This window comes from Nonomuraea sp. KM88, from assembly GCF_052245635.1.
Taxonomy (GTDB): Bacteria; Actinomycetota; Actinomycetes; order Streptosporangiales; family Streptosporangiaceae; genus Nonomuraea.
The window spans coordinates 215,382-230,374 of record NZ_JBQQCC010000013.1 but is presented as its reverse complement, the minus strand read 5'-3'; the positions used below and the strand labels follow the sequence as shown (position 1 = coordinate 230,374).

Genomic DNA, 14,993 nt, shown 5'->3' with positions numbered 1-14,993 from the left:
TGGGGCTGGGGGCGCGTGGTGGGGTTCAGCGTCTCAATATTTTCCTTCGCAGGCGAGATCTTTGCGAAGAGATTCTTCATCCCTTGCGGGGGAGCCCGCTCAGCTGTCGTTGGTCAGGCTCAGCACGACCGCCCACTCGTCCGTGACGAGGACCCAGTCCTCCCACAACGCCGCGTACCACCCCGTCGGCCGGTGCGTGACACGGCCCGCGGCCCGTACGGTCCCGAGCGTGTCCTCGATGATCTCCAGCACCCACTCGACCAGGAACTCCGGCTCCTCGCGAGCCTCACCACGGAACAGCTCGGCGAAGAGCCCCATCTGATGGGCCGCCTGCCGGACCTCGCTCCGCCAGTCCGCGGCTGGCTCGACCCCCGTCACCCGCGTCACGTCCCCGTAGGCCGCGACGGCCGCCGCCGCCAGGTCCGGCCCGGGAGAGGGCACGGGGCCGTGCACGTCCATCCAGAACACGAAGGGCGAGCTGCGCAGCGCGTCCAGCCGCTCGGAAGTACGCTCGACCTCCTCCACGACCCAGTGAACCTCCACCGCCGTCTCCCCTCACGAACGCGGCCCGCGCGTCATTCCGCCCCAGTCTGGCGGGCGGAGAACCCGGCTGTGCGTCAGTGCCCGGCCTCGCACTCCGCGGGGGGACGGGAGGCCGCGGACCGGCGGGGGACCAGCCAGAGCGTGAGCGGGGCCGACAGCAGCGCGACCGCGCAGGCGGCGTTGAGCGCGGCCGTCATGCCGAACAGCTCGCTCACGGCGGGCCCCGCGAAGGCGCCGAGCATCGTCGCGGCGGCCTCCATGGTGAGGAACGCCGAGCTGACCCGGCCGAGCAGCTCTCCGGGCGTCGTCCGCTGAACCCACGACTGCACGGACACCAGTACGGTCACCGCCGGCAGCCCGAGCAGCACGGCGGCGACCAGCACGAGAGGCAGCGCGGTGCTGTTGAACAGCAGCGCGAACGCGGCCGCGACGAGCGCCTGGCCGGCGGCGACGGTCGTCCTGGCGGAGTGGCGGTCGGCGAGCCTGCGGCTGACGGGAGCGCCGAGCAGGAAGCCGAGCCCCAGAGCGGACAGCAGGTAGCCGACCTCCACGCTGCCGCCGAGCCGCGTCACGCCGAACGGCACGAGGAGGGCGGTGAGCGCCGCGTTGGCCAGCAGGTAGAGGCTGTTCGTCGCCAGCAGGCCCCGGGTCGTCGCGGCCTGCCGCACGTGCCGCAGCCCCTGGCCGATGCCTGCGAGCACGCCGCGGGAGGTCGCGCCGGGGTCGCGGGGCCGGGGCGAGGTCATGGCGATGGTCGCCGCCGACAGCAGCCCGGCGGCGGCGCTGGCCGCGACGACCGCGCCGATGCCGTTGAAGGCGAACAGCAGCCCGCCGAGCGGCGGGCCGCCAAGCGCGACCACGCCGGTGGTGACGGCGCTGAGGGCGTTGGCGCTGGTGAGGGCAGGTCCGGTGCCCACCACGGAGGGAATGTGGGCCTGGCCCGCGGGGCGGAAGAGCACGGCGGCGCTGCCCTGCCCGAGCACGGCCACGTAGACGAGCCAGATCGTCTCGGGTGTCCTGGCGAGCAGCATCACGCTGATCGCCAGGACGTGCACGAGGTCGGTCGCCACCATCAGGCGGCGGCGGTCCCACCGGTCGGCCAGCACCCCGGCGAACGGCCCCAGCAGTAGCGAGGGCAGGTACTCGAAGGCCAGGGTGACGCCCGTCGCCAGCACCGACCCGGTGACGGCGAAGACGTGGGCGGGAACCGCGACGACCAGCATGCTCGTCCCGAGTCCTGCCACCGCCCGGGCCGCCCACAGCAGCCGGAAGTCCCGCACCCGAAGGGCCTGCACCATGGTCTTCCCCCGATCGCTTGTATTCTCACAAAAGAGAAACGAGCAATCGAGTATTCTGTCAAGATATGAGCGTGGATCATGCGGATCTGGGCCGGCGGTTGCGCAGCCGCCGGGCGGCACTCGGCAGGACCGTCGCGTCGGTGGCCACCGACGCCGCGCTGTCGGTGCCCTACGTGGCCAACCTGGAGAACGGCAGGGGCAACCCCACCCTCTCCGCCCTCGACCGGCTCGCCGAGGCCCTCGGCACCCGGCTGGTGCTCACCTTCGCCGACCCGAGCACGGTTTCGGGCACGGGCCAGGGCACGAGCCGGGGCGCGGGCTCGGCTTCGGAGGAGGTTGCCCCGCCACCGTCGCTCGTGGAGTTCGCGCGGACCAGGAGGTTTCGGCGCGAGGCCGGATCCCTGGCCGCGCTGCTGGGTGAGGAGGACCGGGTGGTGCGGGCCACGCTGGTCGGCGCGCTCGCCGCCGTCGCCGGACCGCTCGACCGGGACCTGCACCAAGGCGACTGGCAGCGGCTGCTCGACGCGATCGTGCTGATCCTCGCCCACCCGGCCTCATGACCGCGGCGCTCACTCCGGGTGCCCGCCGTGCCAGGAGCGCCAGAGCGCGGCGTACGCGCCGCCCGCCGCCACGAGCTCGTCGTGCGTGCCGAGCTCGGTGAGCCTGCCGTCCCGCAGCACGGCCACCCGGTCGGCGTCGTGGGCGGTCTGGAGGCGGTGGGCGATCGCGATGACAGTGCGCCCGGCGAGCACGGCGGCCAGCGCGCGTTCGGTGTGCCGCGCGGTGCGCGGGTCCAGCAGGGCGGTGGCCTCGTCGAGGATCAGCGTGTGCGGGTCGGCCAGCACCACGCGGGCCAGGGCCAGCTGCTGGGCCTGCGCGCCGTCCAGCCGCTCGCCCTCCGGGCCCGGCTCGGTGTCCAGTCCGTCGGGAAGCTCGTCGATCCAGCCCGCCCCGACGGCGGCCAGGGCGGCGCGCAACGCGTCGTCGGTGGCCTCGGGCGCGGCGATCAGCAGATTGTCGCGTACGGTGCCGAGGAACACGTGATGCTCCTGGGTGACGAGCATGACCCGCTCGCGCAGCCGGGCGGGGTCGAGCCCGGCGACCGGCACCCGCCCGACGGTCACGGAGCCGGCGCTCGGGACGTCCATGCCCGCCAGCAGCCTGCCCAGGGTGGTCTTGCCCGCGCCGGACGGCCCGACGACGGCCAGCCGCTCGCCTGGCTGCACCGTCAGGTCCACCCCGTGCAGGACGTCGGGGCCACCGTCGTAGGCATAGTGCACACCGGACACCTGCAGCCGGTCGTCGACCGGCTCGGGGGCGGCGGCGTCCTGGTCCGCCCGGAGGGCCAGGCCGGCGCCCTCCACCCGGGCGAAGGAGGCGGCGCCGCTCTGGAGGCGTTCCATGGTGAGCAGGATGACGTCGAGCGGCTGGGAGAGCTGGCGCAGGTAGAGTGCGGCGGCGACCACCGTGCCCAGGGTCACGGCGCCCTGCGCGAGCAGCACGCCGCCCGCGAGCAGGACGGCGACCACCGGGATGGCGTGGGAGACGTCCACGATGGGGAAGAGCACGCTGCGCAGGAACAACGTCCGGGTGCGGGTGATCCGGCACCGCTCGATCGCCTCCTGGCAGGTCTCGAGGCGGCGCCGCCCCAGCCCGAGGGCCTCGACCGTACGGGCGCCCGCGGTGGTGGCCGCGAGCTGCTCGGCGAGCTCCGAGTTGGCGGCCCCTTCGGCGAGGTAGGCCGGCACCGCCCGGCGCAGGTACCACCGGGCGGCGAACCAGATGCCCGCCAGCCCGAGCACGCCGCACCCGCCCAGCAGCGGGTCGAGGACGACGACCGCGCCCAGCACGAACACCGCCTGCACGCTCGCGATCAGCACGTCGGGGCCCGCGCCGCGCAGCATGGTGCCCACCGCCGCGACGTCGGCGGTGCCGCGGGTGGTCAGGTCGCCCGCCCCGGCGCGCTCGACCACCCCCACCGGCAGCGCGAGCACGCGGCCGGTGAACTCCTCGCGGATGCGCGCCAGCATGCGCTCGCCGAAGCGGTGCCCGATGTGGCCGGCGTAGCGGACCAGCAGGAACTGTGCCAGCGCGAACCCGAGGAGCGCGAGCGCCAGCCGGTCCACGGTGGCGACCCCTGCGCCGTCCCGCACCTCGTCGATGATGCGGCCGAGCAGCCACGGGCCGGCCAGTCCCGCGGCGGAGGCCAGCGCGTTGAGGACGACCATGGCGCAGAACGCGCGCCGGTCCAGCCGGACGAGCCGGAACGCCGCCCTGCGCAGCCGGGCGGAGTCAGCCACCGGCAGGGCGCCGCTCGTCATCGGGCCGCCCTTCTGCCGCGCTCGCTCCCCGCGCATCGGCTCATCGGGCCGCCTTCCTGCTGCCGTCGTCATCACGGGCCACCAGGGCGCGGTAGCCGGGCTGCCAGCCCAGGAGGTCGCCGTGCCCGCCGGTCGCCACGACGGAGCCGCCCGCCAGGTAGTGGACGGTGTCGGCATGGGCCAGCACGAGGGGCGACGTGGTGGTGACGACCGTGGTGCGGCCCGCCCGCGTCGCGCGCAGCCGGGCCGCGATCGTCGCCTCGGTGTGCGCGTCCACGGCCGAGGTCGGCTCGGCCGCGAGGAGGATCTCGGGGTCGGCCAGCAGGGCCCTGGCCAGGCGTACGCGCTGGCGCTGGCCTCCCGACAGGTTGCGGCCCTGCGCGTCGACGCGCGCGTCCAGCCCGCCGGGCAGGCCGCGGACGATGTCGTCCGCCATGGCCGCGTGGACGGCGAGGCCGATGGCGTCGTCGTCGGGGTCGAGCCTGCCCGCGACGATGTCGCGCAACGTGCCCGCGAACAGGTCGGCCTCGTTGTCGGCCACCAGGATCCGCTCCCGGAGCCGCGCCGGGTCGATGTCGCTCAGCCGGATCCCGCCCCAGGTCGCGGCGGGACCGGCGAACCCGCCCAACCGGTCGAGCACCGCCGCCGCCTCCGCCGGGCGGGCGCTGACCAGGGCGGTCAGTCGTCCCGGCGCGATCTCCACGCCTGAGACCGGATCGCGCAGCACCGACATGGGGGCGGGCGGGTCCACCGGGTCGTCGATGACCCCGGCGGCGGGTTCCAAGCCCAGGAACCGCACGACCCTGCGGGCGGCCACCAGGCCGCGGCTGAGGCCGTAGCCGCCCTCGATGAACGACGACACGGGCACCACCAGCACCGCGGCGTACCCGTAGACCGCCACCAGCTCGCCCGCGGTGATGTCGCCCCGCGCGGCCATCCGGGCCGCCAGCCAGGTCACCGCGCCGAGGAACAGGGTGGGCAGGCCCACCCCGAGAGCCTGGATCCAGCTCGTCACCGCGCCGACCCGGTAACCCTGCTCCCTCAGCTCCTGGGAGCCGCGACGGTAGCGCTCGGCGTACACGTCCTTGCCGCCGACGCCGTTGAGGACCCGCAACCCCGCGGCGATGTCCCCGAACCGGGCGGCGAGCGCCCCCTGCCGCGAACGGTAGCCGGTCTCGGCGCCCCGCAGCCGCCCCAGCAGCGGGCCGAGCACGACGACCAGCAGCGGCACGCCCAGCAGGACGACCGCGGCGAGCAGCGGCGAGACCGACAGCAGCAGCCCGGCCACGACGACGTAGGCGAGGACCGCGCCGACGCCGGGGCCGGTGACGGTCAGCGCCTCGGACATCATGGCGACGTCGGTGAACCCGATCGTGACCACCTCCCCGGCCGTGACCTGGCGCGGCAGCGCCGCACCCAGGCGCGTCGCCTGCAGGGCCAGCACCTGTACGGAACGGAACGCGGCGTCCATCCGCACCCGGGTCATCGTCCGGTGCCGCATGATGGCCAGCCACGCGGTCAGCACCCCGTAGCCCAGTAACGCCGCCGCCCAGCCGGCCAGCGCGGGCCAGTGCCCCGGCGTCAGCCCGTCGTCGATGGCGCGGGACAGCAGGTAGGGGGCGAGCGTCAGGCAGACCGTCCAGCCGGTGCCGAGCAGGGCCCCGGCCACGACCCTGCCGCGCTGGCTGGTGACCAGCCACCAGAGATAGCGTCCGGCACTCCGGCTGTCGGGAGTGCCGGGGTCCATGGTGGCCGAGGTCATGGCTGGACCTTATGTGCCGGTCCCCTCGGCCTGTCCGGCGGGTTCGCGGCGGGCGTACGGAGAATCCCGCGTGACCGCTCGGGGGACGGCCGCGTGGCCGCTCAGGGGATGAGGACGACCTTGCCCGTCGTCGCCCGGCTCTCCAGCGCGGCGTGCGCGGCGGCGGCCCGCGCCAGCGGGAACGTCTGCACGGCCGGCGTCAGAGTGCCCTCGGCGGCCGCCGCCAGCGCGCGGGCCTCGTACGCCGGCCGCTGCTCCGGACTGCCGAGCAGGACCAGCAGGGCGTTGGTCACCGTGAGATCCCGCTCCTTGAGCGTCTCGGGGTCCGGCCGGAAGTCCTGCTGGGAGGCGTTGCCGATGGTGACGTGCCGCCCGCCGTCGGACAGCAGCCCGAACGCGGCCCGCGCCTTGTCGCCGCCGACCCCGTCGAGCAGGGCGGTGACCGTTCGGCCACCCAGCCGCTCGGCCACCTGCCGTTCCCAACCGGGCTCGTCGTAGTCGACGGAGAGGTCCGCGCCGAGCTCGCGCACGGCAGCCACCTTGGCGGGGCCGCCCGCCGCGCCGATGACGGTGGCGCCGAGGGCGTGGGCGTACTGGACGACCAGGCGGCCGATCCCGCCGGCCGCCGAGGTCACCAGCACGACGTCGTCGGAGGTCAGCCTGGCCACGTCGAGGAACTGCAGCGCCGTGCACCCGGTGACGATCACGGCCGTCTCGTGTCCCAGCTCGCGGGGCAGCCGGTGCACCGACGCCACGTCCGCGACGGCCAGCTCGGCGTAGCCGCCGGGCTGCCCGGCGGAGGTCACGACGTCGCGCCCGATCCAGGCGGGGTCCACCTCAGGGCCCACGGCGTCGACCCGCCCGGACACCTCGCCCCCGAAGACGGAGGGGAGCTCCGGCAGCGGCGGCAGCGAATCACTGGCCATGCCCGAGCGCATCATGGTCTCCACCAGGTGCAGGCCCGCCGCCTTGACGGCGATGCGCACCTGGCCGGGGCCCGGCTCGGGGTCGGGGACGGTCTCGTAGCGGAAATTGCCGGCCGGGCCGAAGGCGTGCAGGACGACGGCGTGCATGAGGGGCTCCTTGGAGGTTGTGCGTTCGACCCTCCGAGGGTGCGACCTCAACTTTGCTTGATGTCAACCGTGACGTCGGGCTCTACGGGCTGGGCAACGCGGGGCTCGGTCTGGCGGCCAAGGCGAAGGCGTTCCACATGCGGGTGCTGGGCCTGCGCCGCAGGGCCGGCGTGCCCGCGCCGGGCATGGACGAGCTGTTCGGCCAGGACGACTTCCTCCGGTTCCTGGCCGCGTGCGACTTCGTGGTGGTCACCGCGCCGCTCACGGCGGCCACCCCGGGGCGGTTCGACCGGGCCGCGTTCGCCGCGATGAAGCGTACGGCGTGCTTCGTCTGCGTCTCGCGCGGCGGCATCGATCATGCTGGACAACGTCGGCAGGTTCGCCCGTGGCGAGCCGCTGCGCAACGTCGTCGACAAGGCGGCCGGGTATTGAGGGCTAGTGTACTTGTCTGACGATTCTGCTCGCGTTCGGCGATTGTCGGGAAGGGTCCTTTGGACGGCCAGGCCAGCTTTTCTCTCGGACCGTCGTCTCTGACGGAAGCGCTTTACGAGTCCGTGCGCAAGCGCATCGTCAACGGCGAGATCGCGCCGGGGGAGAAGCTCACCGAGACCCGCGTCGCCGGCGAATACAGCGTCGCACGGCCCACCGCGAAAGCCTGCCTGGAGCGGCTCACCGCGCTCGGGCTGCTGCGCCGCACCACCCACAAGACCGCGGTCGTCCCCAAGCTCGACGAGGACGACATTCGCGACCTCTACTTCAGCCGCGAGACCGTCGAGCGCGCGGCGGTCGCGGCGCTCGCCCGCACCGCCACCGTGCCGCAGGCCGCCGCCCGCGCGCAGGCGGCGATGAAGGCGGCGGCCGGCGACATGGCCTTCGCCAGCCAGGTGGAGGCCGACATCGCGTTCCACTCCGCGCTGGTCGCGGCCGTGGGCAGCCGGCGGCTGTCGCGCATGCACGAGGTGATCCTCGGCGAGGTGCACCTGACGATGGGCCAGTTCCAGGCTCACAGGACCACGCACCCGACGAACGTGGTGCACGAGCACGACGACATCCTCAAGGCGATCGGCGACGGCGACCCCGAGCGGGCCCAGCAGCGCCTCGCCCACCATCTCGACCAGGCCCAGGGCCGCCTGCTCGGCCAGTTGCGCCGCGAGCGGCCGGAAGAGGCCACCGCGTAGGAGCTCATGTGACCAGATGGACCGTCAACTGCTCGATCCTCTACACCGGCCTGCCCCTGCTCGACCGCCCGGCCGCGGCGGCCGCCGACGGGTTCACGGCGGTGGAGTTCTGGTGGCCGTGGCCGCAGGCCGTGCCCGCCGACCGTGACGTGGACACGTTCGTACGCGCCGTCGAGGACGCGGGCGTGCACCTGACCGGGCTCAACTTCTTCGCCGGCGACATGGTGGCAGGGGACCGCGGCCTCGTGTCGTGGCCGGAGCGCTCCCGCGAGCTGCTCGACAACATCCCCGTGGTGGCGGCCATCGGCGAGCGGCTCGGCTGCCGGGCCTTCAACGCCCTCTACGGCAACCGCGTCGAAGGGATCGACGCGAAGGAGCAGGACGACCTGGCCGTGGAGATGCTGGCGGCCTGCGCGCGCGGCGTCGACGGCACCGTGCTGGTCGAGCCGGTCAGCGGCGCGCCGCGCTATCCCCTGCTGACGGCCGCCGACGCGGTGGCCGTGCTCGACCGGCTCGGTGACGTGCCCGGCGTGGGGTTGCTGGCCGACTTCTACCACCTGGCCGTCAACGGCGACGACGTGCCCGCCGTCATCGAGCGGCACGCCGCGCGCATCGCCCACGTGCAGATCGCCGACGCCCCCGGCAGGGGGCGCCGGGTGAGGGTGCGCTGCCGCTCCGGCGGTGGATCTCTGACGTGTACGCAGCCGGATATGACGGATATATCGGCCTGGAATACCGCTCCGACGGGCCCGGCGCCTTTGACTGGCTCCCCCGCCAGGAGCGAGCCGCCGCCCCCGGGGGACCGGCGCGATAGAGACCCGCGCGACAGGAACCCGCGCGAGACCCGCGCGACAGGAACCCGCGCGAGACCCGCGCGACAGGAACCCGCGCGAGACCCGCGCGGCAGGGATCGGCGCGAGAGCAACCGACGGGAGAGGAACGACGTGAGCACCATCGCCTTCATCGGCCTCGGCATCATGGGCAGCCCCATGGCCGTGCACCTGGTCAGGGCCGGGCACACCGTGGCCGGCTACAACCGCTCGCCCGAGAAGGCCAAGGCCCTGACCGAGGCGGGCGGGCGCGCGGCCGCCTCGATCGCCGACGCCGTGACGGGGGCCGACGTGGTCGCCCTCATGGTGCCCGACTCTCCCGACGTGCAGGCCGTGCTGACCGGGGATGACGGCGTGTTCGCGCACGCCGCGCCCGGCACGCTGGTCATCGACTTCTCCTCGATCCGGCCCGACGTCACCCGCGAGCTGGCCGGAGAGGCGGCCGCCCGCGGCCTGCGCTATCTCGACGCCCCCGTCTCCGGAGGCGAGGCGGGCGCCAGGAACGCAGCCCTGTCGATCATGGTGGGCGGCGAGAGCGACGCCTTCGCGGCGGCCGGGCCGATCTTCGACGCGGTCGGCAGGACCGTCGTGCACGTCGGCCCGAGCGGCGCGGGACAGACGGTCAAGGCGGCGAACCAGCTCATCGTCGCCGCGAACATCGAGGCGCTGGCCGAGGCGGTCGTGTTCCTGAAGGCGTACGGAGTTGATCTGGAGGCGGCGCTGGACGTGCTGGGCGGCGGCCTCGCGGGCTCGGCGGTGCTGGCCCAGAAGCGCGGCAACATGCTGGACCACGCGTTCGAGCCCGGCTTCCGCATCGCCCTGCACCACAAGGACATGGGGATCGTCACGTCGGCGGCCCGCGAGGCCGGGGTGGTGCTGCCGCTCGGCGCGCTGGTCGCCCAGCTCGTGGCCGCTGCCAACGCGTCGGGCGACGGAACGCTCGACCACTCCGCGCTGCTCCGGGGCGTCGAACGCCTCTCCGGCGACCTGTAGGGCCACGGGCTGCCGGCGTGGCTCAGCTTTCGCGTTCGGCGGTGAAGCGCCGGATCAGCTCTTCGGACGTCAGCGGCTCCTCGGGCGGGGAGGGCGCCGGGTGGGCGCGCATGCCGGCGAGCGCCAGCCGCACCGCGCGCTCCCGCAGTTCGCCGCCCAGGGCGGCGGGCAGGGTGGGCAGCCCGCGGACGAGCAGCCCGACGACCCCCATGACGTCGCCCGTACCGACGTCGGTGCGCAGCGCCCCCTCGTCGTGGGCGGCGCTCACGATCTGGTCGAGGACCTCCAGCAGGCGGCCGCGGCCCTCGTTGATCTCGGGCGTGCCCGCCACGCGGTGCACCTGCGCCCCCGCCACGGAGATGAGCAGGTCGAGCCGCAGTTCGGCGCAGCCGCGTACGAACCGACTGAGCGCGTCCCACGCCCATGTCTCCTCCTCGCGCGCCTTCTGCGCGAGCGCGATCATGCGTTCGAGGGCGTCGGCCAGCACGGCGTGGATGAGGCTGTCGCGGTCGGGGAAGTGCCGGTAGAGCGTGCCCGCCCCCACGCCGGCGAGCCGCGCGACCTCGTCCATCGTGGCGCCGGTGCCCTGCTCGGCGAACACCTCCCTGGCCGTGTCGATGATCAGCTCCCGGTTGCGTTGTGCGTCCGCTCTCAGTTGGCCCGGCGCGCGCATATCGGCTGGCCGCCTCTCGTGTGCTGGAGATCGCTTGACGTGGCTCTCCACAGCAGCATAACGTCTGGAAAGCGGAGAAAATCTCTTCACTTATAAGGTTCGGGTTCCGCTTCGCCTACGTCCCCGGCACCGACTTCACGGGCACCGTCACCGGGCTCGGCCCCGGCGTGACCTCCTTCGCGGCGGGCAAGTACGTCGTCTCTATGCCGGACGCTCAGGCCAGCCTCCCGCGGTAGACCTTCCTGGCCCGCTCGTACACCTCCAGGTGCTCGCCGAGCTGCTCCTCGGTCTCGAACGTGCCGGACTCGCGCACCAGCTCCTCCAGCCGGTCCAGCCACGCCAGGCACCACCGCACGTCCGCCTCCCTGGCCACGGGAGAGCCCGCGACGTTCACGTACACCGGGCTGGTGTGCGCGTGGACGCCGCTCCGGTGCAGGGTGCGCGGATGCGGCGGGCCGGTGGCGACGGCGACCACGTACGTCGGCTCGTCCGCGACCAGCGTCGCGGTCAGCCGCCCCGGCGGGCCCTGCGCCAGCACGCCCTCGGCGGTGCGGATCTCCAGCCGCTCGACCTCGGGACCGACCGAGGTGAGCACGATCTCCGCCCGCTGCCCTGGCGCCAGGTCCAGCGTGTCGCCAGGCCCGTGCCCGTTGACGGAGAGCTCCAGCCACGGCCCGGTGGTGGCGAACGTGCGGCCGAGCAGGATCGCCTCCGCGTACGACTCGGCGGTCAGCGGGCCGGCGACGTTGGCGTACACCCGCTCCCATCCGGGCGGGCTCGACGCGGTCCCGCGGCGGCAGAACGACAACACCGCGTCCGTTCCGGCCGTGACCGCGATCCTGTTGCCCGCGCCGATGAGCCGCCGGTAGACGGCCGCGGTGCCGGTGATCGAGGAGTGGTTGAGCACGTCCAGGGCGTCGACCAGGCCCAGCGCCGCGTCCGCGACGATCTCCCTGGCCGAGCAGTTGCGCCCGCGGCCGAGCACCACGCCGGGCGGATCGTCCTCGCCGAACGCCGTGTGGAACGGATGCCCGTACCCGATCACGCCGCCCAGCGTCCGCAGTTCCTCGCACGCCACGGCGTTGGGCGGCCGGTCGGCCGTGCCCTGGAAGCCCGCGTGACAGCGCTGGGGCGGCTCCCGGAGACCGAACGCGGTGAGATGCCCGACCAGGTCGCTGCGGTATTCGACGCCGATCCTGGCCAGATGCCTGTCGTCCGACCACGGCAGGTCCTCGCCCGCCCAGTGCGCCAGCGCCTCCAGGTCGTAGACCCGCTCGCTGGCCACGTTGCCCGCCACGAGGTTGAGCACGTGCAGGTCCTCGCCGTGCTGCGCGGCCGCGGCCAGCTCGGGCGCGGCGGGCTCCTCGCCCATCCAGTTGAGGTGCACGTGCAGGTCGCCGCCGTACCAGCCGCGGGCTGCGGCGTCGTAGAGCCGCTCGGGGGGCAGCTCGACGAGCGTCTCCGCGCCCGCCTCCGGCGCGATCACGATCTCGGCCGACGAGTACTCCATCCCCCTGGCCACCGCCACCGTGAGCGGCTCGGCGGGCACCGCGAGCACGAGATCGTCGCCATGGAAGTACGGTCTGCGCAGGGCGTCGACCTTGCGGGGAGCGCCCTCGGGATACCAGCCCTGGCCGTTCGCGCCCGTCACGCTCCACCGGCACGGAAACCCCGCCCGCACCCTGACCGCGGCCGGCGCCGCCCTGCGGCACAGCGGGGCCAGATCCACCGGCCGGCCGTCGGCGGTGACGGACCCGCCGGCCGCGACCACCCTGGCGCCGCGTGGCGGCACCTCGTACGCGGTGCCGTCCACCACGACGGTGACGGGCTCGTCCCTGCTGGAGTCGAGGAGCAGCGACGTGCGGAACGGCTGGTCGTCCAGCACGACCTGCGTGACCGCTTCGAGCGTGACGCCTTCGGGGGCGAGCCGCAGCGCGGCGAGATTGTCCACCACGTCGCCGCCGAGCGCGTCGCGCACCACCCGGTCGGCGTCGACCCCGCCGAGGAGGTCTTCGAGCTGATCCTGGGGGACCTCGGGATGGCGTTCGGCGAGCTGGCGCAGCCCGGCGCCCCAGAAGTCGTACCGGTTGTCGAGGAAGACGGTGGTCCAGGCCTGGACGACGTATGTGAGAGGCGGCTCGCCCCAGCAGACACCGTGCGCGTCACGCAGCGCGCGGTAGCCGGCCAGCGCGCGAGCCACCGGTTGGGGGAGCAGCGGATCGTCACTCATCGGACACCCCCTGAATCGGACGCGTCGTCATCGTGACATGAATCGGCCGCCACGTCCCCTGCGATGCACGGTCAGGCGCGCCGACCGAGGCTGAACGTCGGCTGCCCCGGAACGCTCTGCTGGGCGTCCAGCGCCTTGTCGTCCAGGATCGGCGCCGCGTCCTCCGACACGAAGACGCGTACGTCTCCCTTCTCCACGACCTGGTCGCCCGCGTACGGCGTGCTCACCAGGGTGACTTCGAGTGTTCCCGCCTCGTCGGTCTTCGGGGCGATGCGCAGCCCGGCGTCGGCGGGCACGTCCTCCCCGACCATGAGGTCGCGGATGGCTTCAACGGCGTTGTCTGTCAGTGTCAGCACAACAGACTCCTTTTCGCTCGGGAAACCTTCGCCTCCCCTCCGGCCCTTGCCCCAAACCCGGGCCGGCCTCCGCCGCGAACCCGGTGGCCCGGCATGCCCGTAGGGGTCGCGGGTAGCGGGACACTCATGACCAAGACCGACAAAGCCGTCATGGACGTGCTGCTCGACCGGTACGGTCGCACGTTCGCGAACGAGGCCGGGATCAAGCTGGCCGACCAGCCGAAACCGCTCTACCAGCTGCTCGTCCTGGCCACCCTGCTCAGCGCGCGGATCTCGGCGGACGTGGCGGTGGCGGCCGCCCGGGAGCTGTTCGCGGCCGGGTACGCCACCCCGAAGGCCATGCGGGAGGCGACCTGGCAGGACCGGGTGGACGCGCTGGGCCGCGGCCACTACCGCCGCTACGACGAGCGCACCGCCACCATGCTGGGCCGGGGGGCCGAACTGCTCCTCGACCGGTGGAAGGGCGATCTGCGCCGCCTGCGCGACGAGGCGGGCGGCGATCCGCGCAGCCCCGCCGGGCTGCTGATGGAGTTCCCCGGCATCGGGCCGACCGGCGCGGACATCTTCCTGCGCGAGGTCCAGGCCGTCTGGCCCCAGGTCGCACCGCACCTGGACAAGAAGGTGCTGGACGGCGCGGCCAACGTCGGCCTGCCCCGCCAGGAGCGCTCGCTGGCCCGGCTGGCCCGCTCCGGCGACGAACTGGCCCGCCTGTCCGCCGCCCTCGTACGGGTGTCCCGCAGCAAACGGACCGCCGAGGAGGTGAAGTCCGCCGCGGCCCGCTGACGGCGCGGCCTGACGGTGAGTGCTGACGGGGGCGTGCGGGACGGCGGCGGCCCGCTGACGATCTGCTCTGTTAGGTTCGACGTATGGGTGAGTTTGTGAGCGTCGAGGTGGCCGACCAGATCGCCACGATCCGTCTTGACCGTCCGAAGATGAACGCCCTCAACGGCCAAGTCCAGCAGGAGATCGACGAGGCCGCCGGCCTCGTCGACGCCGACCCGCAGGTGCAGGCGGTGATCATCTACGGAGGCGAGAAGGTCTTCGCGGCGGGCGCGGACATCAAAGAGATGGCCGACATGTCCTATGCCGACATGTCCACCCATTCCCGTACGCTTCAGGACTGCTTCACCGCGGTCACCCGCATCGGCAAGCCGGTCATCGCCGCCATCACCGGCTACGCCCTGGGCGGCGGCTGCGAGCTCGCCCTCTGCGCCGACTTCCGGGTCGCGGGAGAGTCGGCCAAGCTGGGGCAGCCCGAGATCCTGCTCGGCATCATCCCCGGCGCGGGCGGCACCCAGCGCCTGCCCCGCCTGGTCGGCCCGGCCCGGGCGAAAGATCTGATCTTCACGGGCCGCCACGTGCCCGCCTCCGAGGCCCTCGTGATGGGCCTGGTCGACCGGGTGGTCCCGGACGAACAGGTCTACACCGCCGCCCTCGAATGGGCCGCCACCTTCGTGGGCGGTCCCACGATCGCGCTCCGCGCCGCCAAGCAGGCCGTTGACCAAGGGTTGGAGGTCGACCTCGACACCGGCCTCGAGATCGAGCGGCTGCAGTTCTCCGGGCTCTTCGCCACCGACGACGCCAAGATCGGCATGCGCGCGTTCGCCGAGAAGTCCAAGCCCAAATTCACCGGGCAATAGCGCTCTTCTGGACATGTCACCGCAAACTGGACGGAGCTTTCGGGGGACTCTGATAACCCCTCGGTAGCTTCGTCCGTCCGGGCTGTGGATTGCCAC

15 protein-coding genes and 1 pseudogene are annotated in these 14,993 nt (G+C 73.5%); 8 read left to right on the top strand and 8 right to left on the bottom strand.

Annotated elements, in window-relative coordinates:
* Positions 1-99: 99 nt before the first annotated feature.
* Together ACTWPV_RS33705 and ACTWPV_RS33700 are read right to left on the bottom strand one after the other, a co-directional pair.
* The gene (locus ACTWPV_RS33705) at positions 100-543 is read right to left on the bottom strand and encodes a hypothetical protein (protein WP_443154851.1); all 444 of its coding nucleotides are present in this window, start codon (positions 541-543) and stop codon (positions 100-102) included.
* 74 nt (positions 544-617) lie between these two features.
* The gene (locus tag ACTWPV_RS33700; protein ID WP_443154850.1) at positions 618-1,841 is read right to left on the bottom strand and encodes an MFS transporter; all 1,224 of its coding nucleotides are present in this window, start codon (positions 1,839-1,841) and stop codon (positions 618-620) included.
* Positions 1,842-1,906: 65 nt separating this feature from the next.
* On the opposite strand from ACTWPV_RS33700, the gene ACTWPV_RS33695 reads away from it, so the two are divergent.
* Positions 1,907-2,401 carry a helix-turn-helix domain-containing protein gene (locus ACTWPV_RS33695; protein ID WP_443154849.1) on the top strand — a complete coding sequence of 165 codons (495 nt, stop codon included), beginning with the start codon at positions 1,907-1,909 and terminating at the stop codon, positions 2,399-2,401.
* A gap of 9 nt (positions 2,402-2,410) precedes the next feature.
* Here ACTWPV_RS33695 and ACTWPV_RS33690 read toward each other — a convergent pair whose 3' ends face one another.
* The 3 genes from ACTWPV_RS33690 to ACTWPV_RS33680 all read right to left on the bottom strand — a co-directional run bounded on the left by ACTWPV_RS33690 (position 2,411) and on the right by ACTWPV_RS33680 (position 6,997).
* Positions 2,411-4,198 carry an ABC transporter ATP-binding protein gene (locus tag ACTWPV_RS33690; protein ID WP_443154848.1) on the bottom strand — a complete coding sequence of 596 codons (1,788 nt, stop codon included), beginning with the start codon at positions 4,196-4,198 and terminating at the stop codon, positions 2,411-2,413.
* Between the two features lie 4 nt (positions 4,199-4,202).
* Positions 4,203-5,924, bottom strand: coding sequence for an ABC transporter transmembrane domain-containing protein (locus ACTWPV_RS33685; RefSeq protein ID WP_443154847.1), 1,722 nt, complete (start codon positions 5,922-5,924; stop codon positions 4,203-4,205).
* A 101-nt stretch (positions 5,925-6,025) separates the two neighbouring features.
* Positions 6,026-6,997, bottom strand: a complete 972-nt coding sequence (locus ACTWPV_RS33680; RefSeq protein WP_443154846.1) for a zinc-binding dehydrogenase — start codon at positions 6,995-6,997, stop codon at positions 6,026-6,028.
* Positions 6,998-7,050: 53 nt separating this feature from the next.
* Between ACTWPV_RS33680 and ACTWPV_RS33675 the strand changes: the two genes are divergently transcribed.
* From ACTWPV_RS33675 to ACTWPV_RS33660, 4 genes and pseudogenes are all read left to right on the top strand, one after another.
* Positions 7,051-7,449, top strand: a complete 399-nt coding sequence (locus ACTWPV_RS33675) for an NAD(P)-dependent oxidoreductase (protein WP_443154845.1) — start codon at positions 7,051-7,053, stop codon at positions 7,447-7,449.
* Positions 7,450-7,488: 39 nt separating this feature from the next.
* Positions 7,489-8,175 (top strand): GntR family transcriptional regulator, encoded by a 687-nt coding sequence (locus ACTWPV_RS33670; protein ID WP_443154844.1) that lies wholly within the window; start codon positions 7,489-7,491, stop codon positions 8,173-8,175.
* A gap of 8 nt (positions 8,176-8,183) precedes the next feature.
* A pseudogene (locus tag ACTWPV_RS33665) lies at positions 8,184-8,762 on the top strand (TIM barrel protein); the annotation flags it as partial.
* A 123-nt stretch (positions 8,763-8,885) separates the two neighbouring features.
* Positions 8,886-9,998, top strand: a complete 1,113-nt coding sequence (locus tag ACTWPV_RS33660) for a 2-hydroxy-3-oxopropionate reductase (protein WP_443154893.1) — start codon at positions 8,886-8,888, stop codon at positions 9,996-9,998.
* Between the two features lie 22 nt (positions 9,999-10,020).
* Here the strand turns inward: ACTWPV_RS33660 and ACTWPV_RS33655 are convergent, their stop codons facing one another.
* Positions 10,021-10,671 (bottom strand): TetR/AcrR family transcriptional regulator, encoded by a 651-nt coding sequence (locus ACTWPV_RS33655; RefSeq protein WP_443154843.1) that lies wholly within the window; start codon positions 10,669-10,671, stop codon positions 10,021-10,023.
* A gap of 80 nt (positions 10,672-10,751) precedes the next feature.
* Here ACTWPV_RS33655 and ACTWPV_RS33650 point away from each other — a divergent pair, with 80 nt between their 5' ends.
* A complete protein-coding gene (locus ACTWPV_RS33650) occupies positions 10,752-10,907 on the top strand; it encodes an alcohol dehydrogenase catalytic domain-containing protein (protein ID WP_443154892.1) in 156 nt (51 codons plus the stop codon).
* On the opposite strand, the gene ACTWPV_RS33645 is transcribed toward ACTWPV_RS33650, so the two are convergent.
* Together ACTWPV_RS33645 and ACTWPV_RS33640 are read right to left on the bottom strand one after the other, a co-directional pair.
* Positions 10,886-12,901 carry a CehA/McbA family metallohydrolase gene (locus ACTWPV_RS33645; protein ID WP_443154842.1) on the bottom strand — a complete coding sequence of 672 codons (2,016 nt, stop codon included), beginning with the start codon at positions 12,899-12,901 and terminating at the stop codon, positions 10,886-10,888. The genes ACTWPV_RS33650 and ACTWPV_RS33645 overlap by 22 nt on opposite strands.
* 71 nt (positions 12,902-12,972) lie before the next feature.
* On the bottom strand, positions 12,973-13,257 hold the full coding sequence (locus tag ACTWPV_RS33640) for a HesB/YadR/YfhF-family protein (RefSeq protein WP_132595371.1): 285 nt from the start codon (positions 13,255-13,257) through the stop codon (positions 12,973-12,975).
* Positions 13,258-13,383: 126 nt separating this feature from the next.
* Between ACTWPV_RS33640 and ACTWPV_RS33635 the strand changes: the two genes are divergently transcribed.
* On the top strand, positions 13,384-14,040 hold the full coding sequence (locus ACTWPV_RS33635) for an endonuclease (protein ID WP_443154841.1): 657 nt from the start codon (positions 13,384-13,386) through the stop codon (positions 14,038-14,040).
* 83 nt (positions 14,041-14,123) lie between these two features.
* The gene (locus ACTWPV_RS33630; protein ID WP_443154840.1) at positions 14,124-14,897 is read left to right on the top strand and encodes an enoyl-CoA hydratase/isomerase family protein; all 774 of its coding nucleotides are present in this window, start codon (positions 14,124-14,126) and stop codon (positions 14,895-14,897) included.
* Positions 14,898-14,993: the final 96 nt, after the last annotated feature.

Coding starts and splice junctions, on each gene's coding strand:
- ACTWPV_RS33700 (WP_443154850.1), bottom strand. CDS start 1,841: ATGGTGCAGGCCCTTCGGGTGCGGGACTTCCGGCTGCTGTGGGCGGCC.
- ACTWPV_RS33695 (WP_443154849.1), top strand. CDS start 1,907: ATGAGCGTGGATCATGCGGATCTGGGCCGGCGGTTGCGCAGCCGCCGG.
- ACTWPV_RS33690 (WP_443154848.1), bottom strand. CDS start 4,198: ATGCGCGGGGAGCGAGCGCGGCAGAAGGGCGGCCCGATGACGAGCGGC.
- ACTWPV_RS33685 (WP_443154847.1), bottom strand. CDS start 5,924: ATGACCTCGGCCACCATGGACCCCGGCACTCCCGACAGCCGGAGTGCC.
- ACTWPV_RS33680 (WP_443154846.1), bottom strand. CDS start 6,997: ATGCACGCCGTCGTCCTGCACGCCTTCGGCCCGGCCGGCAATTTCCGC.
- ACTWPV_RS33660 (WP_443154893.1), top strand. CDS start 8,886: ATGACGGATATATCGGCCTGGAATACCGCTCCGACGGGCCCGGCGCCT.
- ACTWPV_RS33655 (WP_443154843.1), bottom strand. CDS start 10,671: ATGCGCGCGCCGGGCCAACTGAGAGCGGACGCACAACGCAACCGGGAG.
- ACTWPV_RS33645 (WP_443154842.1), bottom strand. CDS start 12,901: ATGAGTGACGATCCGCTGCTCCCCCAACCGGTGGCTCGCGCGCTGGCC.
- ACTWPV_RS33635 (WP_443154841.1), top strand. CDS start 13,384: ATGACCAAGACCGACAAAGCCGTCATGGACGTGCTGCTCGACCGGTAC.
- ACTWPV_RS33630 (WP_443154840.1), top strand. CDS start 14,124: ATGGGTGAGTTTGTGAGCGTCGAGGTGGCCGACCAGATCGCCACGATC.